A 21,196-nucleotide genomic window follows, 5' to 3' on the forward strand; every position below is an offset into this window, starting at 1 on the left:
GGCCTTCGGGGTGGGGGTCAGGAACGCTTGAAGCGGAGCGTCAGGATCTGGAAGGGACGCAGATCCAGTGCGACCCCGTTGTCCTGCAGCTCCCGGTCCGCGAGGTGACGCTCGAGCAGATCGACCTCGGTGGCCGCGGACGCCGCGAAGGACGGCGTGATCGTGGCCCGGGACCGGCCGCCGGTGGACTCGTACAGCCGGACGATCACGTCACCCGACTTGTCGTCGGCCAGCTTGATCGCCTCGACGATGACGTTGTCGTTGTTCAGGGCAACGATCGGCTCGACGCCGTCGGTACCGCTGACGACGCGCTCGGGGAGGTTGATCGCGTAGCCCTCCTCGATCGCCTCCGGGATGCCGGCGCCGACCACCAGCGCGTGGTTCACGACGTGCACGCCCTGGTCGGTCTTCGGGTCGGGGAAGCGCGGCGCGCGGATCAGCGACGTCCGGATCGTGGTCGTCGTACCGCCGTCCTCACGGGCGGTCCGGTTGATGTCGTGGCCGTACGTCGAGTCGTTGACCACGGCAACGCCGTACCCGGGCTCGCCGACGTGCACCCAGCGGTGTGCCGCGATCTCGAACTTCGCCGCGTCCCACGAGGTGTTCTGGTGGGTCGGCCGGAAGATGTGCCCGAACTGCGTCTCCGACGCCGACCGGTCCGCGTGGACGTCGACCGGGTACGCCGCCTTGAGGAACTTCTCGGTCTCGTGCCAGTCCATCTCGGTCTCGATGTCGACCCGCTTGGTGCCCGGGCGGACCCGCAGCGTCTGGGTGACGGTGGACCGGCCGAACGAGCGATTCACCACGACGACGGCCTCGTCGTCGTCGGTGCTGAAGTCGACGCTGTCGACCTCGGTGACGTCGCGGACGTTGTTCTTGTAGAACGAGTCGACGTCCCACGCGTCCCAGTGGTTCGGGGTGTCCACGTGCAGCTGGAGAAGGTTGCCCACGGCGCCTGGTGCGATGACCTCGCGGTCGGCCTCGACGTCGTACAGCGAGGTGATCAGACCGCGCTCGTCGATCGTGACCCGGATCAGGCCGTTGTCGATCACGCCGTTCTCGACGGTGACCGCCTGGCCCGCGGTGGTAGCGACGCCCGCGCCGAGGCCGGCGACGCCGTTGCGGCCGTGCGGCGCGGCGTTGAAGACGATCTGCTCGTCACCCTCGCCGGCCAGCGCCTGCTGCGCGCGGGAGATGATCGCGTCGAGCTCGTCGGCGATCTTCGCGTACGTCCGCTCGGCCTCGCGGTGCACCCACGAGATCGAGGAGCCCGGCAGGATGTCGTGGAACTGGTGCAGCAGCGCGATCTTCCACAGCCGGTCCAGGTCCTCGTACGGGTACGTGTCGAGCTTGCCCGCGACGACGGCCGCGGTGGTCCACAGCTCGGCCTCGCGGAGCAGGTGCTCGGTCCGCCGGTTGCCCTGCTTGGTCTTGGCCTGCGAGGTGTACGTCGCCCGGTGGATCTCCAGGTAGAGCTCGCCGGACCAGACCGGAGCGTGCTCGCGGTACTCGTCCTCGGCAGCGGTGAAGAACTCGGTCGGGGACTCGATCGTCACCTTCGGCGAGGACTCCAGGTCCTTCACCCGGCGCGCGGTCGCGACGAACTCACGGGTGGGGCCGCCACCGCCGTCGCCGTACCCGAACGGAACCAGCGAGCGGGTCGCGGCGCCGTTCTCCTGGAAGTTCCGCTGCGCGTGCGCGAGCTCGCGACCGGACAGGTCGGAGTTGTAGGTGTCGATCGGCGGGAAGTGGGTGAACACCCGCGTCCCGTCCAGGCCCTCCCACCAGAAGGTGTGGTGCGGGAACTTGTTCTCCTTGTTCCAGGAGATCTTCTGGGTCAGGAACCACTTCGAGCCCGACAGCTTCACCAGCTGCGGCAGGGCCGCCGTGTAGCCGAACGAGTCCGGCAGCCAGACCTCCTGGGTGTCGATCCCGTACTCGTCCAGGAAGAATCGCTTGCCGTGCACGAACTGCCGGGCCAGCGCCTCGCTGCCGGGCAGGTTGGTGTCGGACTCGACCCACATTCCGCCGACCGGAACGATGGTGCCCTCGGCAACGGCCTTCTTCAGCCGCTCCCAGACCTCCGGGTAGTTGTCCTTCACCCAGACGTGCTGCTGCGCCTGCGAGAACGCGAAGACCAGCTCCGGGTACTCCTCGGCGAGGGTGGCGACGTTGGAGACCGTCCGGGCGACCTTGCGCCGCGTCTCCCGCAGCGGCCACAGCCACGCGGAGTCGATGTGCGCGTGCCCGACGGCGGACAGCTGGTGGGCGCTGGCGTGCGCCGGCCGGCTCAGTACGTCGGTCAGCTGCGCGCGGGCGTCCGCGGCGGTGCCGGCGACGTTCTCGTAGTCCAGCGCGTCCAGCGAACGGCTGATCGCGCGCAGGATCTCGCGACGGCGGGGCTCCTGGGCGGACAGCTCGTTCTGCAGGCTGTTCAGTGCCTCGAGGTCGAGGATCAGGTCCCACACCTCGGCGTTGAACACGGCCAGGTCGGCGCGGGTCAGCGTGTAGATCGGGGTCTCGCCGAGCTTCTCGCCGATGTCGACCTTGGCGTAGGCGTTGTCGAGCGGGATCTCCGGGTTGGCAGCGCCCTCGACGTAGAACTGGATCGAGTCGCCGGCGGAGGCCGCCGTACCGTCCGGGCCGAGGATCGAGAGCGGGGCGTAGGTCTGTCGCGGGTGCAGGCCCTTCAGCGGCTTGCCGGAGGTGGTGTGCACCAGACCCTCGGCGGAGAAGCCGGGGCCGCCGCTGAAGCCGAGGTCGATGACCGCCTCGATCTCCTGGCCGGCCCATTCGGACGGGACCTGGCCGCTGAACCTGAACCACGCGGTACCCCAGGCCGGACCCCACGGCAGGCCGATCTCGGCCTTCTCGTAGGTCTGCGCGAGCGCTTCGGCGGGGGACACGGGCTCACCGGGTGCGTGCCACACCTCGATGTCCAGCGGGACCGCCGCGCCGTAGATCGCGGGGCGGAGCCGCTCCCGCAGGGCGCGCCTGAGCCGCTCCTCGATGAGTTGACGGTCGTCGTGCACGAAATCAGCCTCCGGGGAAGATCCTCACGCGGCCGCTACGGCCGCACGGATGACAACGCTGTCACACCTACCCCTGGCCCGTCCAGACGCAGTTCGGCCACAGTATCCAGACAGGATCCAGGCTTACCTGTCGGTAGCGGTTCGGTTGCGGCCGCGGGCGCGGCTACCCCGGAGGCCCGGTTGTTGTCTAGGTTGTCTGCATGGATCGCCCCCGCCTGCTGACCCCTGCCCGGCCGACTGGGATGACTAGGCGCAGTGTTCTCGGCTTCGGAGCCGCGGCCGCGTCGGCCCTGCTGGTGCCCGGCTGCTCCCGTGGCCGCGCCGACGAGCCCGCGCCCGCCGCCGCCGGGACCTTCGTGACCGGAAACCCCGGCGGCGTCTACAACGTCTTCGGTGCGGCGCTCAGCGCGCTGGTGAGCGAAGTCACCGGGATGGAGCTGAAGCCGCTGCCGAGCAACGGCTCGGTCGACAACCTGGTCAAGGTCGCGAGCCGTGCCGCCGACCTCGGTTTCTGTACGTCGGACTCGGCACTCGCGGCGTACGAGGGCACCGGCGAGTTCAGCAAGGGCCCGCTGCGGTTCACCGCGCTCGCCCGGGTGTACGACAACTACGTGCACATCGTCGTGCCGATGGCCTCGAAGGCCAAGGAGCTGACGGACCTGAACCCGCCCAAGGACAAACCGAACGCGCCGAAGATGGTGGTCAGCGTCGGCCCGAAGAACTCCGGGACCCAGATCATCGCCGACATGATCCTCGACGAGGCGAAGGTCGACGTGAAGCGGGTCAACATGACCCTGGAGCAGTCGGTCGCGGCGCTGACCCCGAAAGAGAACGCCACCCGGGGCTCGATCGACGCGTTCATCTGGAGCGGCGGCGTACCGACGGTGCCGATCGCGAAGCTGCAGAGCACGCTCGGGTTCCGGCTGCTCGACATCGCGAAGGTCGCCCAGACGATCGCGCTGAAGGAGTTCGGCGGGTTCGTGGTGTCGTCGATCCCGCCGTCGCAGTACGGGCTGGCCAGCGCGGTGCAGACGCTGGCGGTGCCGAACTACCTGATCGCGAAGCCGGGCCTGTCCGACTCGTGGGCCTGGTGGACGGTCAACACGCTGTTCCGCCGCCAGAACGACCTGATCAAGGATCACCCCGAAGCCGGCGCCCTGGACCCCCGCTCGGCGATCTCCACCATGCCGGTACCACTACATCCCGCCGCGGAACGCTGGTATCGGCAGAACCACATCTGACCTAGACGTCGTAATCGTCGATCAGCGGGACGCGGACCTCGATCACCAGGCCGCCGCCGATCGGCGGGCGGGCGACCACACGGCCGCCGACCCGGGCCGCCTCGGAGCGGACGATCGCCAGCCCGAGACCGGTGCCTGGCATCTCCCGGTGGTGCGCGCTGCGCCAGAACCGCTCGCCGACCTTCTTCAGGTCGCGTGAGCCGAGACCCAGGCCGTGGTCGCGGACCGACATCACGACCTCGGTGCCGTCCCGGGTGACCGAGACCTCCACCGGCGGAGCGCCGTACTTCGACGCGTTGTCGAGCAGTACGTCGAGGATGTCGTCGACCTCGAGCTCCGGCGCGACGCCGCCCGGGACCATCTCGCCGACGATCAGCTCCAGGTCGTCGGCGGCGTACACGGCCTTCCAGCCGACCAGTCGTTCCTTCACCGCCTGGGCCAGGTCCAGCGGCTCTTCGTTGCCTTCGGCATCGGCTGCCGAGGGGCGGTCCGAGCCGGCCAGCCGGGACAGCCGCTGGACGATCCGGCCGAGCCGGTCGATGTCGCTGAGCGCGAACCGCGCGGTCGGCGACAGCCGGGACAGGCCCTCGATGTGGATCCGGGCCGACGTCAGCGGCGTACGCAGCTGGTGCGACGCGTCCGCGACGAACTCACGCTCACGCTGACGGGCCTGGTGCAGGCTCAGTGCCATCGAGTTGAAGCTGTCACCGAGACGGCGTAGCTCCGGTGCGCGACCGTCGGTCGACACCCGGGTGTCGAGCGCGCCGCGGGTGATCTGGTGGGTCGCGTTGTCGAGGTCCTGCAGCGGCCGCAGCACCCAGCGGGTGATCGGCCGGACGATACCGACGATGATCGCGCCGATGCTGATCAGCAGGCCGCCGAGCAGCAGCAGCAACCCACGCTGCACCTGGTCGCGGGCGGTCTCGGTCGGCACCCGCAGTACGGCGGCACCGAGGACGCTGCCGTTGTTGACGACCGGACGGGACACGATCATCTCGCCGGAGCGCCACGGCCACAGTGCCGGCGGCTCAGGCGGCAGCCGGCCGGCCAGCGTGCTGTGCAGTGCGGACGCGATGTCCGGCTCCTTCACGTCCACACCGGACACGGAGGTGGCGATGACGCGGGAGTCGACGTCGACGACGAAGACCGGCGTGTTGTAGAGCTCCTGGTACCGGACTGTCAGCTCACGCAGGTTGGCGATGTCACCGGTCTGCAGCGGGGACTCCGCCATCGTGGCAAACCAGTCCGCGTCGTTGCTCCGGGACAGGAACAGCGTGCGCGACGTACTCGTGGCGATGAAGTTCGCCAGCGGGATGACGGCGACGATCGCCAGCGCGACGACCATCGGGACGAGGGACTGCAGTAGTCGACGGCGCAACGGTCAGTCCGAACCCAGGCGGTAGCCGACGCCGCGGATGGTCTGCACCAGTTCGGGCCGGCCGAGCTTCGCGCGCAGGCTGGCGACGTGGACGTCCATGGTTCGCGAGGACGCCTCGAAGACCGACTGCCAGGCGTACAGCGCGACCTGTTCGCGGGGGACCACCCGGCCGTGGTGAGCGGCCAGCACTGCTAGCACGTCGAACTCCTTGCGGGTCAGGCTGATGGGCTTGTCCGCCACCTGCACCGTGCGGGCTTCGATATCCACGGTCAGGTCGCCGACGGTCACCCGGGGGCGGGGCTGCAAGAGACCGGTACGACGTAGTACAGCATCGATGCGGGCCAGCAGTTCGGAAATCGCGAACGGTTTGACCACATAGTCGTCCGCACCGCTGCGCAACCCGCGCACCCGGTCCGCGGCCTCGCCGCGGGCCGTCACCGCGATCACCGGCACATCGGACACCGTACGGATCTGCCGGCAGACGTTGATGCCGTCCCCGTCCGGCAGTCCGAGGTCCAGCAGGACCAGGTCGCCGGGATCCGCCGCCAGGGCGTCGGCGGCGGTGCGAACGTGCGTCACCATCAGGCCGTAGCGCCGCAAAGCAGGTATCAGGGCATTGGCGATATCGAGATCGTCCTCGACCAGCAGAATCCGGACCGCGCCACTCATGCGGTGATCGTAGGCCAGGTCACGCCCTCATGTGTCAGATCTTGGTAAAGACGTAATCACGCGACTCCACCCAGTGTTCGGCAACATTAGCCTTCCGGACACAGGAGGGAACCAGTCGATGACTGTCGGTGTTGACACGGGGGGCAGCGTCACCGCGCCCTCCGAGGAAGAACTGGCCGAGTACGAGCAGGAACGCCCCGCTCGGCGGCTCAGGCCTGCCCTGGACCTGGTTGTTTCGGTCTGGTGCGCAATCGTCAGCGTCGGCGTCCTTGCACAGGTTTTCTTTCCAATACCACAAGGCACGCAGTTCTACTTGGTGATCTTTCTCGCAGCCGTTCTGCCGATCACGCTGCTCTGTTACCGGGGCTTTCGTCTTCCGGGCAGGGTTCGCACGCATGACGATCCCGGTGTCGTCGACTGGATCCTCGCCGTCATCGCGTTGGTCGTGTGCCTCTATCCGCTCTTCGATTTCGACGGATACCTGGAGCGGCGTCAGGCGCCGACCGTGTTGGACGTGGTGGCCGGAGCAGTGCTGCTGGTGCTGTTGCTCGAGGCCTGTCGTCGTACGACGGGCTGGGTTCTGCCGGTCTTCAGCCTGGTGTTCATCGCGTACGCGTACTACGGCGGCTACCTGCCCTACACGTGGTCGCTCGCCCATCAGGGCTTCAACTTCGACGCGATCATCGCGCAGTTCACGATGGGCACGGCGGGGTTCTACGGGACGCCGTTGAGCGTCGCGGCGTCGTACATCGTGCTGTTCACGATCTATGGCGCGGTGCTCGACTACTCCGGTGCCGGCAAGTTCTTCATCGACCTGTCCTTCGCCGCCTTCAAACGCAGCCGTACGGCGCCTGGCCGAACGGTCACGCTCGCGGGCTTCCTGCTCGGCAGCGTGTCAGGTTCGGGTACGGCGACTGCCGTGTCGCTCGGCACCGTGTCGTGGCCGATCCTGCGCCGGGCCGGTTATCCGCCCGAACCGGCGGGCGGAATGCTTGCCGCATCCGGTATCGGCGCGATCCTGTCGCCGCCGACGCTCGGTGCGGCCGCGTTCATCATCGCGGAGTTCCTGCAGGTGTCGTACCTGAAGGTGCTCGGGTTCGCCGTGATCCCGACGATCCTCTATTACCTGGGGATCCTGCTCGCGATCGAGATCGATGCCCGCAAGCACGGGACGACATCGGCGGAGACGTCGACGGATTCGGCGTGGCGGTTGCTGCTGCGGTTCGGGTACCACTTCTTGTCGTTGTTCGTGATCATCGCGTTCATGGCGGTCGACGTACCGCCGTTCAAGGCTGTCGTCTACGCGGTGATCATCCAGTTCGGGTTGTCGTTCCTGGACCGCGAGCACCGGCTGACCGGCCGGCCGTTGTTCAAAGCGCTTGCCCAGGGCACCCGTTCGGTACTGCCGGTGGCGGCCACCTGCGCGACGGCGGGCGTGATCGTCGCGGTCACCACGCAGACCGGGCTCGGGCTGAACCTCGCCGAGATCATCGTCAACGCTGCGCACGGATTGACCTCGAACCCCACCGCGGTGCTGATCCTGACCGTGGTGCTGTCCGGCTTCGCCGTACTGATCCTCGGGCTCGCGGTGCCGGTGACCGCGTCGTTCATCATCGCGGCGGTGATCATCTCGCCGGCGCTGGTCAACCTCGGCGTGACGCAGCCCGAGGCGTACATGTTCATCTTCTACTACGCCGTACTCTCCGAGGTCTCACCGCCGACCGCACTGGCCGCGGTGGCGACGGCTGCGATCACCGGCGGCAAGGTGATGCCGACGATGTGGCAGGCGTGGAAGTACACGCTGCCGGCGTTCCTGGTGCCGTTCGCGTTCGTGCTGACCGACAACGGCGCGCATCTGCTCGGTCAGGGCTCGTTCGTCGGGATGGTCTGGACCACGTTGGTGTCGATGCTCGCCGTCGCCGCGCTCGCCGTTGTCACGGGCGGCTGGGTGTTCGTCCGGGCGACCTGGCTCGAGCGGGCGGTCTGCGTACCTGCGGCTGCGTTGCTGCTGTACCTCGCGCCCGTAACCATCACGGCCGGAATCTGTTTGCTACTTGTTGCCGTCGTCATCAATCTGGTCCGGCGGCAGCGCCAGGCCTCTTCCGTGGAAGGAACCGTTGCCTCATGAGACTCCGCACCACTGTCGTGGCGCTTGCTGCCGTCGTCTCGCTCGCTGCCTGTGGCGGTCAGCGTGAACCTGCCGGGTCCTCGGACGGCGGCGGGCGACTGACGATTGCCACCGGCAACACGACGGGGGTGTACTACCAGCTCGGCGGCGCGCTGGCGTCGGTGATCTCGTCCAAGGTGGCCGGGTATCGCGCGACCGCGAGCGAGACCGGGGCCTCGGTGCAGAACATCCAGGGGCTGGTCGCGGGCAACTACGACATCGCGTTCTCGCTCGGCGACTCGGCCTCCGACGCGGTCAAGGGCGAGAACAGCTTCAAGGACAAGCAGGACGTGGTCGCGCTGACCCGGCTGTACAACAACTACACGCAGGTCGCCGTCCGGACCTCGGCCGGGATCAACTCGATCGCGGACCTGAAGGGCAAACGGGTCTCGACCGGTTCGCCGAACTCCGGGACCGAGGTGATCGCGCGCCGGCTGCTGGAGGCGGCAGGGCTCGACCCGGCCAAGGACGTGACCGCGCAGCGGCTCGGGTTGCCGGAGTCGGTGGATGCGATGAAGTCGGGCTCGGTCGACGCTCTGGTCTGGTCCGGCGGTCTGCCCACCGGCGGGATCACCGACCTGATCACGAGTATGGGCAAGGGTGTGAAGCTCTTGCCGATCACGGATCTGCTGCCGAAAATGCAGGAGAAGTACGGCTCGATCTACACGCAGGCGCCGATCCCGGCCGCGACGTACAAGCAGGCGGCCGACGTACCGACGATCGTCGTGCCGAACGTGCTGCTGGTCCGCAAGGACATGAAGGACGAGCTCGCGGAGCAGTTGACGAAGGTCATCTACGACAACATGGGTGCACTGGTCGCGGTGAACGCGGCCGCGAAGGGCATCACGCTCGAGAACGCCGAGAAGACCGACCCGGTGCCGTTGCACCCCGGCGCGAAGAAGGCGATCGACGGGCTGAAATAGCAGTTTGCTGGTTTACGGGTGGGCACCGGACCTTAAGGGGTCCGGACCGGCTCGGTGATCAGCTCACAGACCGTCCTCCCCCGCACACCAGGCGCAGCGGGGGAGGACGCAGGGCCCGCCTCCGCAGACCAGGCGCAGCGGCGGCGGGACCTACGCCGGCCCCACAACCAGGCGCAGTGAGTGCCGGCGGACCGGGTCCATTCGGCGGAGGCATCCGTCGGGTGGGCCCGGTCACCCTTTTCTAGTGGGGTTCGTCCTCCTGCGGGATCGCCGTCCCGTACAGGTAATGCGACAACGCGGAGTCGCGCTTGGGGTGCGCGTGGTACTTGATCGGCACCACCCGTCCCTCGGCGCTGTCCCACGCGGTGTCGGCCATCCGCCACATCCGGTGAGCGATCCGGCCGGCCATGCCGGTGTGCGGCGAGGACGGGTGTGCGCGGGTGGGCGCGACCTCCTCAGCCTCCAGCAGGTCCTCGGTCAGCGTGTTCACGTCCGCGCCGTCGAGCTGCTCACAGATCTGCCGGCTGTACGTCGCCTCCATCTGCTCGTGCTGCCCGAGCAGCCGGTCGATGTGCTGCCACAGGTCGTCGTGCTGGAGATCGACGAAGCGACTGTCGCCGTACTGCCGTCCTTTGAGGAAGCGCAGTGAGCGCTCCAGTTCCTTGGCGTTGCCGACGTACCTGGTGACCATGCCTGCGCCGTCGGGGAGACGTCGGACGTGCGGGAGGAGCACGTCTTCTGCAGCGGCCAGGTGTTGTGCGGCGATGGCGTAGAACCGGTCCGTCTGATGCCTTTGCTCGGGGTGGGCCGCATCCAAATGATGCGCCGGCTCGGCCAGCTCCCGGATCTTCGCGTGTTCGTAGGTCAGGGCCAATTCGAGCGTCGAAGCGGTCATCTCAACCACCTCCAGAGGGTCTCTTCCAGCGTGTGCCCATTCCCGCCGGAGCGCAACCACCCCACCCCGCTCCGTAACCTTCCGGCAAGGGATCCCTTACGACGAAGCGCCCGCCGTAAGGGGTGCGGCGGGCGCTTCGGGCTGGTGATGTGCGGCTGGTCAGCCGTCCGAGCTCTTCTTCCAGAGGTTGATGCCGGCTTCCACGGCATCGGCGTCGATGGCCTCGAGCTCCTCGGGCGAGAACTTCAGGTTGCGGACCGTCGCCAGGTTGTCCTCGAGCTGGGCGACGCTGGAGGCGCCGATCAGCGCGCTGGTGACGCGGTCGTCGCGAAGCGTCCAGGCGAGCGCCAGCTGCGCGACGGACTGACCGCGCTCCTTGGCGATCTCGCTCAGGGCGCGGACGTGCTTGAGGGTGTCCTCGGTCAGCGAGTCCGGGTTGAGCGACTTGCCCTGCGCCGCGCGGGAGTCGGCCGGGATGCCGTCCAGGTAGCGGTCCGTGAGCACGCCCTGCGCCAGCGGCGAGAACGCGATCACGCCGACGCCGAGCTCACCGACGGCGTCGAGGAGGTCTTCCTCGATCCAGCGGTTCAGCATCGAGTACGACGGCTGGTGGATCAGCAGCGGCGTACCGAGCTCGCCCAGGATCCGGGCCGCCTCGCGGGTCCGGTCCGCGGAGTACGAAGAGATACCGGCGTACAGCGCCTTGCCGGAGCGGACTGCCGCGTCGAGCGCACCCATCGTCTCCTCGAGCGGGGTGTCGGGGTCGAACCGGTGCGAGTAGAAGATGTCGACGTAGTCCAGGCCCATCCGGCTCAACGACTGGTCGAGCGAGGCGAGCAGGTACTTCCGCGAGCCGCCACCCTGACCGTACGGCCCCGGCCACATGTCGTACCCGGCCTTGGTCGAGATGATCAGCTCGTCGCGGTACTTGGTGAAGTCGCGCGCGAAGTGCGTCCCGAAGTTGGTCTCGGCCGAGCCGTAGGGCGGGCCGTAGTTGTTCGCCAGGTCGAAGTGCGTGACGCCGAGATCGAACGCCCGCCGCAGAATGTCGCGCTGCGTCACGAACGGCTTGTCGTCGCCGAAGTTGTGCCACAACCCCAGCGAGATCGCCGGCAACTGCAGCCCGCTCCGCCCGGTCCGCCGGTAACTCATCTGGTCGTCATACCGACCCTCAGCCGCCACATAATCAGTCACGAAACCACAGTCTGCCCCATCCCCAACCATTCGCAAACCCCTTGTTTTCAAGCAGAAACCGCGCAACTGACACCAAGAACCCCACCTTCTTGATCGGTGGTCAGGTGAGCTCGGCCCAGGGAGTGGGCGGGGTGGTGGTGAAGAAGTGAAGGATGTTGAGAAGGCGGCTCGCGGTCGGGGCGGTCCAGTGGCGTTGGTCCGGCCAGGGTGAGGCCGGAAGTTTGGCGAGGGCCCACGAGAGGTGGAACCAGAGGATCGCGGCGGCCAGGTCTTCCTCGGAGTCGGGGGATTGTCGGGCGTAGACGGGCAGGAGCTTGGCCACCTGGGTGAGCGGCAGCTTGGCGAACTCCATGGCGCGCGGGGCCCAGGAGGCGTCACCCCAGTCGATGAGCGCGCGGAGCTCGTTGCCGGGGCCGGCGAGAAGGTTGTGCGCGGCAACGTCTCCGTGGATGAGTACCTTGGGTCCGCTGTCGTCGAAGCGCTCCGCGAGCCGCGTGAACCAACCGGTCAACCAGCTTGCTGTCGCCGGATCCACATACCCACGGGTCGCGAGGTCGTCGACCGTCCGCCACGGATCCCCCCAGTCATCCTCCGGCACCCCAGGAATCACCAAGGTGGGGTCAGGAGTGTGGTGGAGCTGGTGGAGGCGGGCTAGTTCGTTGGCCAGGGTGGTGGGGGCTTCGGTTGGTTCGGCGCCGTGGATGCGTTCCATCACGACGTACGGGGCGGGGAGGAGGCGGTGGGTTTCGTCGTACTCGACGATTTCGGGGGTCAGTACGCCGACCAGTCGGGCGGCGGGGACGACGTGGGTTTCTTTGCGGAGGTCGTCCTCGTAGCCGGGGGGGAGGCGCGGAGGAACAGGTCGTCGCCGAGGATGAAAGCGCGGTTGGCCACGCCGCCCGGGACCTCTTTCACGTGTTCGGCGTCGATGCCGTGGCGGCGGGCGACAGTGGTCACCTGGTGCAGGAAATCGTGATGCTCGGGCAATCCACTTCTCCGTCGCGCGCGGGAGTCGCCGGCCGGATCCGCGAGGCGGGGTGGGGCGGCATCCACCGAGTTTGATGTACTGCGGGCGTGCGTGTCGATGTAGATCCGGAGACCGTCGGGCGACGAGAGTTCTACGCGCTGCTGAACTCTGTGGTGGTGCCGCGACCGATCGCGTGGGTGTCGAGCCGCTCGGCCGACGGTGTGCTGAACCTCGCGCCGCACTCGTTCTTCACCGTCTCGTCTGTCAGGCCGCCGATGGTGCAGTTCACTTCCGTCGGTCGGAAGGACAGCCTCAACAACGTCGAGGCGACCGGCGAGTTCGTGGTGAACTTCGCCGCGGAGCCCCTGTACGAGCAGGTGAACGCGTCCGGGACGAACTTCCCGCCGGAGGTCTCCGAGTTCGAGGCGATCGGCGTCACCACCGAACCGTCGCGAACGGTTTCCGTCCCACGGGTCGCGGAGTCGCCGGTCGCGATCGAATGCACGCTGCACACCACCCTCGAACTCGGCGACTGCACCCTCGTGATCGGTCAGGTCCGGCAGATCGCGATCGACGCCGCCATGATGGACGGCGATCACCCCGAGGTACGCCGACTCCGCCCGCTCGCCCGGCTCGGTAAGGACGAGTGGAGCACGCTCGGCGAGGTCCGCTCGATCACGCGCATCCGCCACTCCGACTGGCCTGGTCATTTCACACCTCCTGGTAGCTGAACAGTTCGAGTTAGTTGCTCATGGCACCTGTCGTCACCGCGACCTCGACGGCAGCTCCGACGTGGCCAAGACCTTGGTGAGCGTTTCGAGCTCAGAGGACAACCGCAGCGGCGTGTAGTCCGGCGACACGGTGGTCGCCGGTAGCCAACGGAAGTCCGGCGTCACCATGAAGACCTCGGGCGACAGCGGTCCGGGGTCGTGGGCGTGGCTCCGGGCCGCGACGTTGAGCAGCAGACCCAGAGCCGGGATGAGCGACAGGTCCCGGATCACGTGCAGCATGAGCGTGTCTCGGGCCGGCACTGCCGCGAGGACGCCGTGTGGTGCATGCTCCACGTGCAGCGACTCGCGCAGAACGGTATCGAGAACGAGTGCCCGCGACGCCGCGAACGGCGTCCCGGTGACGAAGTCGACCTGTAGATCCTCGTGTTCGACGTGCTCGACGTGGTCGGTCATCCTGCGGAGGTTGGCGAGGCCGAACCGCTCGGCCTCGGACCAGGTGATGCCCATATCGGCCGGCTCGAGGAACATGGTCACGATCCCGTCGTCGGTCGTGGACGGAACGGACAGCAGACCGGGCAGGAAGTCGGGCCGGTCGGCGGTCCAGCCGGGCGGCAGCGCGTCGCGGGGGACGAGACGCTGGATCAACTCGCGCTCGGGATCTGTCGGTGGTGTCGGTGGACCTTGCCGGAGTTGCTCCAGCAGTTGGTCGAAGTGCTCCTCGACGAGCACCGGCCAGCTGTCCTCGTCGAACTGGGCGACGATGCGGGCGAGGTTGCTCAGACCGAGCACCGGATTGTCGGCGGAGCGATCCGCCGGGACCAGGGCCGCGCCGCCCTGGTAGGCGAGATCGAGCCCGAGCTCGGCCGCGGTGGACAGGGCGAGCTGAACGAGTCGGGTGGCTTGTCGGCGGGACAGTGGGGTCAGGATCGGGTCGGGACGGTCGGAGTTGTTGCCCTGGGCATATTCGGTGGCTGCGTCGATGGTCATCGTGGTCCTCCTTCTCGGCAGAGAAAGTACGAGGATCGGGCCTCGCCGGAGACCGTGATTCCGAACCTGTGGACAACTCCCGGGGGATACTCTGCGCAGACCCATCAGGGAGCCCGAAGGAGCCTGTATGTCCAGCAGCCCGTCGTCGCGGCCGACCTCCGAGACCCGGCTGTCGCTGTCGCACATCACCGCGCAGAACGAGACCAACCTGCTCGGCACCGTGCACGGTGGCGTGATCATGACGCTGGTCGACTCGGTCGCAGGCGTCGTCGCGGCCCGGCATTCGGGCGGGGCCGCCGTCACCGCGTCAATGGACGAGATGGTGTTCCTCGTCCCGGTGCGGGTCGGGGACGTCGTGCATTTCAGCGGTCAGGTGAACTGGACCGGGCGCAGTTCGATGGAGGTCGGCGTACGGATCACCGCGGATCGGTGGGACGCGGTGGGTCCGCAGGTGCATGTTGCCTCGGCGTACCTGGTGTTCGTCGCGGTGGACGAGGAGGGCAAGCCGCGCGAGGTGCCGCAGGTCGTGCCGGTGACCGACGAGGACCGGCGACGGTTGCGTGAGGCCGAGATCCGGCGGAGTCACCGGCTGGCCCGCCGCGCCGCCATCATCGCCTCCCGCGAACAAGCGGACGAGGAAGGCGAACAATGACGCTCGTCGGCAGCGCCCGGCGGAACCCGTCGGCCGTGCTGCTCATCGTGCAGTTGCTCGGTGTCCTGATCTACCCGGCGATGGAAGGATCGCGGCCGGGTCGGGTCGCGTTCGAGATCCTCGGCATCGTCGTACTCGTGCTCGCGGTCTTCTCGGTCCGCTCGACGCCAGGGCTCACCTGGGTCAGCATCTGCCTGGGCATCCCGGCCGTAGCGCTCTCGCTGCTCGATGCGTTCGACCCGACCGATCCGGTGGTCGCGATCTCCGCCGTACTGCATGCCGCGTTCTACTTCTACGCGGCGTACAGCCTGCTCCGCTACATGTTGTCCGACCATGACGTCAGCGTCGACGAGCTGTTCGCGACCGGCGCGACGTTCACGTTGGTGGCCTGGGGTTTCGCCTACTTGTACGTGTTCGTCCAGGTCCTCGTTCCGGAAAGCTTCACCGCGGCTGTTGCTCCGAGCAACGATCGTACGTGGATGGAGCTGCTGTTCCTGAGCTTCACGACGCTCTCCAGCACCGGCCTGAGCGATGTCGTCCCGATCACATCGTGGGGCCGCTCGGTAGTGATGATCGAGCAGCTAGCCGGTCTCGGATACGTCGCCATGGTCGTGTCCCGCCTGGTCGGTCTCACTCTCACGAAGCGCACCAACAACTAGACCCGAGGCCACCCGGCCAGCAGATCGGCTGCTGCTCGCGCGGCAACCTCCGGCGCTTCGGTCATCGCGGCGACCCGATAGCTGACGAGCGCGCCCTCGTGGAGCAGCAGCAAACGATCAGCCAGCTCACCCGGATCGGCAAGCCCGGCCGCTCGCGCCTGCGCCTCGAACTCGGACCGCATCCACCGCTTCTGGCCCACGATCACCGGCATGGCCGGATGGTCCGGCGCAGCCAGCTCCACGCTCGCGTTGATGAACCCGCACCCGTTGCGCGACCCGGCAAGCCAGTCCGTCAGCGCCGCGAACAACGCCAGGATCAGCTCTTCGGGAGTCGCCGGCTGCCGCTCGGTCAGCTGCTCGTCGAGGAACAAATGCCAGGCGCGATCCCGCTCCTCGAGGTACGCCGCGATCAGCCGGTCCTTCGATCCGAACCGGTCGTACAACGTCTTCTTGGTCACGTCCGCCGCGGCAGCGATCGCATCGACCCCGACCGTCCGGATGCCCTGCTCGTAGAACAGCGTCGACGCGGCCGCGAGGATGCGCTCCCCGGCGGGGGTCAACCGGGGCGCCGCACGCACCTGGCGGTCCACGATCAGTCTCACCTGCTGGTCAAGCATACTGACAGTATACCGACCGGTGTGGTTACTCTCGCAGACATGACGACCAACAAGGCGCTCACCCTGGCGGCCGGAGCCGGGTTCGTCGTGTTCTGGAGCTGCGGCTTCATCGGCGCCCGGTGGGGTACGCAGTACACGAACGCGTTCGACCTGCTTGCCTGGCGGTTCCTCGTCGCGGGCGCGATCGCCGCTGCGATCCTGGCGATCAGGCGACCGCGGATCTCCCGCAGGGATCTCGCGACCCAGATCTCGATGGCCTTCCTGACCCAGTTCGTCTACCTCGGTCTGATCTTCACCGGTATCGACCACGGGATCACAGCCGGCGTCACCGCGCTGATCGGATCGCTGCAGCCGCTGGTGATCGCGACCGTCGCCGGCCCGCTGCTGGACGAACGCGTCAGCCAACGCCAATGGCTCGGTCTGGTGCTGGGCCTCGCCGGTGTGGGCTTGGTTGTCGCCGACGACCTCGGTGCCGGGCATGGGTCGCCGCTGTTGTTCCTGCTCCCGATCGGTGGGCTCCTCGGTCTCGTCGCAGGCACCTGCCTGGAGCGCTCTCGCAAGCCGAGTACGAGATCTCTGGATGCGCTGGCCGTGCAGAGCCTCGTGTCAGCTGTCCTCTTCACAGCCTTGGCCATCTCGACCCACAGGATGACTGTTCCGCAGCAGCCCGGCTTCTACGGCGCGGTGCTGTGGTTGGTGTTACTGGCGACCGGTGGTGGCTGGGGCCTGTACCTCGTCAACCTCAAACTCTCCGGCGCAACCCGCATCAGCTCGCTGCTCTATCTGGTCCCTCCGACCACGATGGTGTTCGCGTTCCTGCTCTTCCACGAGACCATCGGCGCGCTCGCCGTCGCAGGCATGCTGGTTTGTGCGGTCGCCGTGCTGCTGATCCGGATCGGTGAACAAGTACGCTGCGGGGATGGCGGAGACCCGGTGGCTGGACCAACGAGAAGCACAGGCCTGGCGCGCGTACATCGCGGCGCAACGAGTAGTGAGTAGCCGCATCGAGCAACAGCTGCAACGCGACGCCGGAATCCCGCACACGTACTACGAGATCCTGGTCCGGCTGTCCGAGGCGCCGGGCAACCGGCTGCGGATGAGTGAGCTCGCGGTGGCGACCCAAGGTTCGCGCAGCCGACTGTCGCACGCGGTCAACCGGCTCGAGCAGAACGGCTGGGTCAAGCGCGAGGGCATCGAGTCCGACCGTCGCGGCCAGGTCGCGATCCTCACCGAGCTCGGACGGCAGAAGCTGATCGACACGGCCCCCGGTCACGTCGAGGAGGTGCGCAAGTCGATCTTCGACGCACTGACCCCGGAGCAGGTCGAGCACCTGTACGACGTGTGCGCGACCCTGGCCCGGCATTCCGGGGACACCGTCGACCGCGCCGCCTGGGAGCGAAACTGAGATGAGGCGACCGGTCGCGCTGATCGCGCTGACTGCTCTCGTGGTCGCCGGCTGCGGCGACAGCAACTCTCCACCGACCGCCGGTCCGAGCACAGTGCCGTCCTCATCGATGCCGGTCGAGCCGACCGATCAGCCCACCGATGAGCCCAGCACTCCGGCGAGCGAGACGCCACCACCCCAGACGCCGACGGACTCGCCGACTGAAGGCTGCATCGACCAGAAGCTCCAGAGCCTGACGCTCCGCGAGCAGGCCGCTCAGCTGATCATGACCGGCATCGACGCCAACGGCATGACGTCCGCGCAGAAGGCCGTCGTACAGCAGAAGTCCGGCAGCGTCTTCCTGATGGGCGCCAGCGGCAGCCTCTCCCACACCCGCTCGGCGATGAGCGCGGTCAATACCGCGGCCACAGTGAAAGGCGTCCGCCCACTTATCGCAGCGGACCAAGAAGGCGGCCAGATCCAGCGGCTCAAGGGCCCCGGCTTCGACCGCATCCCCGCAGCCACGGTCCAAGGCACCTGGTCGAGCTCCAAGCTCACCGCACAAGCACAGGTGTGGGGCAGCCAGCTCAAGCAGGCCGGCGTCAACGTCGACCTCGCGCCGGTGGCCGACGTCGTACCCAGCTCACTGAAGTCCCAGAACGCCCCTATCGGCCAGCTCAACCGCGAGTACGGCAACACGCCGGCCGACGCGAGCCGCGGAGTACAGGCATTCGTGCAAGGCATGCGCAAGGCCGGAGTCGCGACCTCGGTCAAGCACTTCCCCGGACTCGGACGGGTGCGCGGCAACACCGACTTCTCGTCTGGTGTCGTCGACAACGTCACGGTTCGCGGTGACGACGACCTGCAGCCGTTCGCCGACGGGATCAAGGCCGGTGCGTCGATGGTGATGATCTCGACCGTCACCTACACCAAGATCGACCCGAAGAACCGCGCGATCTTCTCGCCGACCGTCATCCAGGGCATGGTCCGCGGCGACCTCGGCTGGAGCGGGGTGGTGATCACCGACGACGTCGGTGCGGCCGCCGAGGTCGCATCGGTCCCGGCCGGGGCCCGCGCGACCCGGTTCGTCGCGGCCGGCGGCGACATCGTCATCAACGCCAAGGCCGGGCTGACCACGACGATGGTGGACGCGCTGGTCGCCAAGGCCCAGCAGGACAAGTCCTTCGCGGCGAAGCTGGCGAGTAGCGTGCGGCGTGTGCTGACGCTGAAACAGGACCACGGCCTGGTGAGTTGCGGATGACGGAGGAGGAGCCCGATTACCGGTTCACGCTGGCGAACGAGCGCACCTACCTCGCCTACCTGCGGACGTCGCTCGCCTGCTACGCCGGGGGACTGTCCGCGGTGCAGTTCCTCGACCTCGGCCCGGATCGCTGGCCGGCCCGCATCATCGGACTGATCCTGGTCTGCGCCGGCATCGTCACGACGGCCGGAGCGTTCCGGCGCTGGCAACAGAACCTGATCGCGATCCGTCGCGGTGGCGCGCTTCCGGTGACCCGGCTCCCGTTGATGCTCGGGGCAACGATCGCGGTCGTCGGCCTGATCGGCCTGCTGTTCTCACTGTGGCGATGAGCACACCGGATCCCGGCCGGCAGCCCGAGCGGACGCTGCTCGCATGGCGTCGTACGGCGCTCGGCCTGATTGCCAACGGCATCCTGCTGATTGCCTCCGGCCACGGTTCGTCGGACGTCCGCACCGGGCTCGGAATCGTCGTACTGGTGCTGTCCTTGGGCTGCTGGGCCGCCGTCAGCGCCGTCTATCGCAGTACCAGCGGCGGCGCGATCCATGCCCTCGGTCACGAGAATGTGCTCCGGGTCGCGGCCGGTCTGGTCCTCGTCGTCGGGCTGTTCGACCTGTACGCCGTGATAACGCGCTGAAACCGATCGGTTACCAACTGTGCAACGCTCAACTGCCCAGTTCATCACAACGCGATACGTTGCTCCGGGCGGATGCCACGTCAGGCGGATGTTCCCCCTAGCATGTTCACGGTTTGTCCCTCGTTCACCCGGAGCTTGAAGTGCCGTTACGTCTGCGTCCGAACGACCCGACGTTCTACGACCTTTTCACCGAGTCCGCCAACCACCTCGTGGACGGATCCCGGATCCTGGCCGAGTTGCTCGGCAGTACGGCGGGGACCGGCCTCTCCTCGAGTCACCAGATCGCCGCCGAGATGAAGGATGCGGAGCACGCGGCCGACGAGACCACCCACTCGATCATCCGCCGGGTGAACTCGACCTTCGTCACCCCGTTCGACCGCGAGGACATCTACCGGCTGGCCTCCGATCTCGACGACGTGATGGATTTCATGGAGGAGGCGGTCGACACCGTCCACCTCTTCAACCTGGAGAAGCTGCCGGAGGAGATCGCCGAGCAGATCGAAGTACTCCAGCGGATGGCCCAGCTGACCGCTGAGACCATGCCCAGGCTGCGGACGATGAAGGACCTGGCCGAGTACTGGATCGAGATCAACCGCCTGGAGAACACCGGCGACGCGGTCCACCGCAGGTTGATCGCGAAACTCTTCAGCGGCGAGTACGAGGCGCTGACCGTGATGAAACTCAAGACCGTGGTCGACCTGCTGGAGGCCGCGATCGACGCGTTCGAGCACGTTGCCAACACGGTCGAGCAGATCGCCGTCAAGGAGGGCTGAGCGTGGAGCTCGCGCTCGTCATCGCCGTAGTCCTCATCGCGCTCGTCTTCGACTACACCAACGGTTTCCACGATGCCGCCAACGCGATCGCTACCTCGGTGTCCACCCGGGCGCTCACTCCGCGGGTGGCGCTGGCGATGGCGGCGGCGTTCAACTTCCTCGGCGCGCTGGCCGGCACCGAGGTCGCCGAGACCGTTGGCAAGGGCATCATCAGTACGCCGTCCGGGACCCACGGCCTGGTGATCGTGATCGCAGCCCTGATCGGCGCCATCACCTGGAACCTGATCACCTGGTACTTCGGCCTGCCGAGCTCCTCGACCCACGCACTGATCGGCGGCCTCGTCGGCGCCGGCCTCGCCTCGGCGAGCACCGTCCTGTGGTCGGGCATCATCGACAAGGTCGTCATCCCGATGGTGCTGTCACCCGCGGTCGGCTTCCTCGGCGCGTTCCTGCTGATGGTCGCGATCCTCTGGCTGTTCCGGCGCAGCAATCCAGGCAAGACCACACGCGGTTTCCGGATGGCGCAGTCGCTGTCGGCCGCCGCGATGGCGCTCGGCCACGGACTCCAGGACGCGCAGAAGACGATGGGCGTGATCTTCCTGGCGCTGGTCACCACCGGGCACGCCCAGCAGAGCGACGGCATCCCGCTGTGGGTCAAGATCTCGGCCGCGACGGCAATCTCGCTCGGCACGTACTCCGGCGGCTGGCGGATCATGCGGACGCTCGGCCGCCGGATCATCCACCTGGACCCGGCCCGCGGGTTCGCGTCGGAGGCAATCGCCGCGACCGTGCTGTACGTGATGGCGATCGGCCTGCACGCCCCCGTCTCCACCACGCACACGATCACTTCCGCGGTGATGGGCGCCGGCGCGACCAAGCGGCTGTCAGCGGTGCGCTGGGGTGTCGCCAAGAGCATCGCGATCGCGTGGGTCCTGACCATCCCGGCCGCCGGGATCGTCGCAGCACTCATCTACGAACTGGCACATCTGATCTTGGAGTAAATTCCCTGGTTCCATTCATTTCAAATTCACT

The 21,196-nt window shown here is 67.6% G+C and carries 22 protein-coding genes; 13 read left to right on the forward strand and 9 right to left on the reverse strand.

What is annotated here, in order from left to right; translation table 11 throughout:
* Positions 1-17 precede the first annotated feature (17 nt).
* On the reverse strand, positions 18-3,032 hold the full coding sequence (locus FDA38_RS02580; RefSeq protein WP_137252450.1) for an alpha-mannosidase: 3,015 nt from the start codon (positions 3,030-3,032) through the stop codon (positions 18-20).
* 200 nt (positions 3,033-3,232) lie between these two features.
* On the opposite strand from FDA38_RS02580, the gene FDA38_RS02585 reads away from it, so the two are divergent.
* Positions 3,233-4,273 (forward strand): TAXI family TRAP transporter solute-binding subunit, encoded by a 1,041-nt coding sequence (locus FDA38_RS02585; RefSeq protein WP_137252451.1) that lies wholly within the window; start codon positions 3,233-3,235, stop codon positions 4,271-4,273.
* A 1-nt stretch (position 4,274) separates the two neighbouring features.
* On the opposite strand, the gene FDA38_RS02590 is transcribed toward FDA38_RS02585, so the two are convergent.
* Positions 4,275-5,651, reverse strand: coding sequence for a sensor histidine kinase (locus FDA38_RS02590; RefSeq protein WP_233714483.1), 1,377 nt, complete (start codon positions 5,649-5,651; stop codon positions 4,275-4,277).
* Between the two features lie 3 nt (positions 5,652-5,654).
* Entirely contained in the window at positions 5,655-6,320 is a 666-nt protein-coding gene (locus FDA38_RS02595) for a response regulator transcription factor (protein WP_012918592.1), read from the reverse strand.
* A gap of 118 nt (positions 6,321-6,438) precedes the next feature.
* Between FDA38_RS02595 and FDA38_RS02600 the strand changes: the two genes are divergently transcribed.
* Together FDA38_RS02600 and FDA38_RS02605 are read left to right on the forward strand one after the other, a co-directional pair.
* Positions 6,439-8,448 (forward strand): TRAP transporter permease, encoded by a 2,010-nt coding sequence (locus FDA38_RS02600; protein ID WP_137252452.1) that lies wholly within the window; start codon positions 6,439-6,441, stop codon positions 8,446-8,448.
* Positions 8,445-9,410 (forward strand): TAXI family TRAP transporter solute-binding subunit, encoded by a 966-nt coding sequence (locus FDA38_RS02605; RefSeq protein ID WP_137252453.1) that lies wholly within the window; start codon positions 8,445-8,447, stop codon positions 9,408-9,410. The genes FDA38_RS02600 and FDA38_RS02605 overlap by 4 nt, the downstream gene beginning before the upstream one ends.
* A gap of 241 nt (positions 9,411-9,651) precedes the next feature.
* On the opposite strand, the gene FDA38_RS02610 is transcribed toward FDA38_RS02605, so the two are convergent.
* The 4 genes from FDA38_RS02610 to FDA38_RS42870 form a co-directional block, all read right to left on the reverse strand.
* Complete coding sequence (locus FDA38_RS02610) at positions 9,652-10,305, reverse strand: hypothetical protein (RefSeq protein WP_137252454.1); 654 nt, start codon at positions 10,303-10,305, stop codon at positions 9,652-9,654.
* A gap of 159 nt (positions 10,306-10,464) precedes the next feature.
* Entirely contained in the window at positions 10,465-11,529 is a 1,065-nt protein-coding gene (mgrA, locus tag FDA38_RS02615; protein ID WP_137252455.1) for an L-glyceraldehyde 3-phosphate reductase, read from the reverse strand.
* A gap of 70 nt (positions 11,530-11,599) precedes the next feature.
* Complete coding sequence (locus FDA38_RS02620) at positions 11,600-12,286, reverse strand: aminoglycoside phosphotransferase family protein (RefSeq protein WP_233714658.1); 687 nt, start codon at positions 12,284-12,286, stop codon at positions 11,600-11,602.
* Positions 12,271-12,456, reverse strand: a complete 186-nt coding sequence (locus FDA38_RS42870) for a hypothetical protein (protein WP_233714484.1) — start codon at positions 12,454-12,456, stop codon at positions 12,271-12,273. Before FDA38_RS42870 ends, FDA38_RS02620 begins: the two co-directional genes overlap by 16 nt.
* 117 nt (positions 12,457-12,573) lie before the next feature.
* On the opposite strand from FDA38_RS42870, the gene FDA38_RS02625 reads away from it, so the two are divergent.
* Positions 12,574-13,197: a flavin reductase family protein gene (locus FDA38_RS02625; RefSeq protein WP_137252457.1), complete on the forward strand. Its 624-nt coding sequence runs from the start codon at positions 12,574-12,576 to the stop codon at positions 13,195-13,197.
* Positions 13,198-13,230: 33 nt separating this feature from the next.
* Here the strand turns inward: FDA38_RS02625 and FDA38_RS02630 are convergent, their stop codons facing one another.
* On the reverse strand, positions 13,231-14,184 hold the full coding sequence (locus tag FDA38_RS02630; protein WP_137252458.1) for a hypothetical protein: 954 nt from the start codon (positions 14,182-14,184) through the stop codon (positions 13,231-13,233).
* A gap of 127 nt (positions 14,185-14,311) precedes the next feature.
* On the opposite strand from FDA38_RS02630, the gene FDA38_RS02635 reads away from it, so the two are divergent.
* Positions 14,312-14,836 (forward strand): acyl-CoA thioesterase, encoded by a 525-nt coding sequence (locus FDA38_RS02635; RefSeq protein ID WP_137252459.1) that lies wholly within the window; start codon positions 14,312-14,314, stop codon positions 14,834-14,836.
* Positions 14,833-15,495, forward strand: coding sequence for a potassium channel family protein (locus FDA38_RS02640; protein ID WP_137252460.1), 663 nt, complete (start codon positions 14,833-14,835; stop codon positions 15,493-15,495). The genes FDA38_RS02635 and FDA38_RS02640 overlap by 4 nt, the downstream gene beginning before the upstream one ends.
* On the opposite strand, the gene FDA38_RS02645 is transcribed toward FDA38_RS02640, so the two are convergent.
* Positions 15,492-16,112, reverse strand: a complete 621-nt coding sequence (locus FDA38_RS02645) for a TetR/AcrR family transcriptional regulator (protein WP_137252461.1) — start codon at positions 16,110-16,112, stop codon at positions 15,492-15,494. The two genes, FDA38_RS02640 and FDA38_RS02645, sit on opposite strands and share 4 nt — an antisense overlap.
* Before the next feature lie 39 nt (positions 16,113-16,151).
* On the opposite strand from FDA38_RS02645, the gene FDA38_RS02650 reads away from it, so the two are divergent.
* The 7 genes from FDA38_RS02650 (at position 16,152) to FDA38_RS02680 (ending at position 21,165) form a co-directional block, all read left to right on the forward strand.
* Positions 16,152-17,111: a DMT family transporter gene (locus FDA38_RS02650; RefSeq protein WP_137252462.1), complete on the forward strand. Its 960-nt coding sequence runs from the start codon at positions 16,152-16,154 to the stop codon at positions 17,109-17,111.
* Entirely contained in the window at positions 17,104-17,517 is a 414-nt protein-coding gene (locus tag FDA38_RS02655) for a MarR family winged helix-turn-helix transcriptional regulator (RefSeq protein ID WP_233714485.1), read from the forward strand. The genes FDA38_RS02650 and FDA38_RS02655 overlap by 8 nt, the downstream gene beginning before the upstream one ends.
* A gap of 1 nt (position 17,518) precedes the next feature.
* Positions 17,519-18,757, forward strand: coding sequence for a glycoside hydrolase family 3 N-terminal domain-containing protein (locus tag FDA38_RS02660; protein WP_233714486.1), 1,239 nt, complete (start codon positions 17,519-17,521; stop codon positions 18,755-18,757).
* Positions 18,754-19,086 (forward strand): YidH family protein, encoded by a 333-nt coding sequence (locus tag FDA38_RS02665; protein ID WP_137252464.1) that lies wholly within the window; start codon positions 18,754-18,756, stop codon positions 19,084-19,086. The genes FDA38_RS02660 and FDA38_RS02665 overlap by 4 nt, the downstream gene beginning before the upstream one ends.
* A complete protein-coding gene (locus FDA38_RS02670; protein ID WP_137252465.1) occupies positions 19,083-19,391 on the forward strand; it encodes a DUF202 domain-containing protein in 309 nt (102 codons plus the stop codon). Before FDA38_RS02665 ends, FDA38_RS02670 begins: the two co-directional genes overlap by 4 nt.
* A 140-nt stretch (positions 19,392-19,531) precedes the next feature.
* On the forward strand, positions 19,532-20,164 hold the full coding sequence (locus tag FDA38_RS02675) for a DUF47 domain-containing protein (protein WP_137252466.1): 633 nt from the start codon (positions 19,532-19,534) through the stop codon (positions 20,162-20,164).
* Positions 20,165-20,166: 2 nt separating this feature from the next.
* The gene (locus FDA38_RS02680) at positions 20,167-21,165 is read left to right on the forward strand and encodes an inorganic phosphate transporter (RefSeq protein ID WP_137252467.1); all 999 of its coding nucleotides are present in this window, start codon (positions 20,167-20,169) and stop codon (positions 21,163-21,165) included.
* The last annotated feature ends 31 nt before the right edge of the window (positions 21,166-21,196 follow it).

Origin of the sequence: Kribbella jiaozuonensis, assembly GCF_005233875.1 — a bacterium.
Taxonomy (GTDB): domain Bacteria; phylum Actinomycetota; class Actinomycetes; order Propionibacteriales; family Kribbellaceae; genus Kribbella; species Kribbella jiaozuonensis.

Bases quoted from the DNA above. Each gene is read 5' to 3' on its own strand.
- FDA38_RS02585 (WP_137252451.1), top strand. From the start codon at position 3,233: ATGGATCGCCCCCGCCTGCTGACCCCTGCCCGGCCGACTGGGATGACT.
- FDA38_RS02595 (WP_012918592.1), bottom strand. From the start codon at position 6,320: ATGAGTGGCGCGGTCCGGATTCTGCTGGTCGAGGACGATCTCGATATC.
- FDA38_RS02600 (WP_137252452.1), top strand. From the start codon at position 6,439: ATGACTGTCGGTGTTGACACGGGGGGCAGCGTCACCGCGCCCTCCGAG.
- FDA38_RS02605 (WP_137252453.1), top strand. From the start codon at position 8,445: ATGAGACTCCGCACCACTGTCGTGGCGCTTGCTGCCGTCGTCTCGCTC.
- FDA38_RS02610 (WP_137252454.1), bottom strand. From the start codon at position 10,305: ATGACCGCTTCGACGCTCGAATTGGCCCTGACCTACGAACACGCGAAG.
- mgrA (WP_137252455.1), bottom strand. From the start codon at position 11,529: ATGGTTGGGGATGGGGCAGACTGTGGTTTCGTGACTGATTATGTGGCG.
- FDA38_RS02630 (WP_137252458.1), bottom strand. From the start codon at position 14,184: ATGACCATCGACGCAGCCACCGAATATGCCCAGGGCAACAACTCCGAC.
- FDA38_RS02635 (WP_137252459.1), top strand. From the start codon at position 14,312: ATGTCCAGCAGCCCGTCGTCGCGGCCGACCTCCGAGACCCGGCTGTCG.
- FDA38_RS02640 (WP_137252460.1), top strand. From the start codon at position 14,833: ATGACGCTCGTCGGCAGCGCCCGGCGGAACCCGTCGGCCGTGCTGCTC.
- FDA38_RS02645 (WP_137252461.1), bottom strand. From the start codon at position 16,112: ATGCTTGACCAGCAGGTGAGACTGATCGTGGACCGCCAGGTGCGTGCG.
- FDA38_RS02650 (WP_137252462.1), top strand. From the start codon at position 16,152: ATGACGACCAACAAGGCGCTCACCCTGGCGGCCGGAGCCGGGTTCGTC.
- FDA38_RS02660 (WP_233714486.1), top strand. From the start codon at position 17,519: ATGAGGCGACCGGTCGCGCTGATCGCGCTGACTGCTCTCGTGGTCGCC.
- FDA38_RS02665 (WP_137252464.1), top strand. From the start codon at position 18,754: ATGACGGAGGAGGAGCCCGATTACCGGTTCACGCTGGCGAACGAGCGC.
- FDA38_RS02670 (WP_137252465.1), top strand. From the start codon at position 19,083: ATGAGCACACCGGATCCCGGCCGGCAGCCCGAGCGGACGCTGCTCGCA.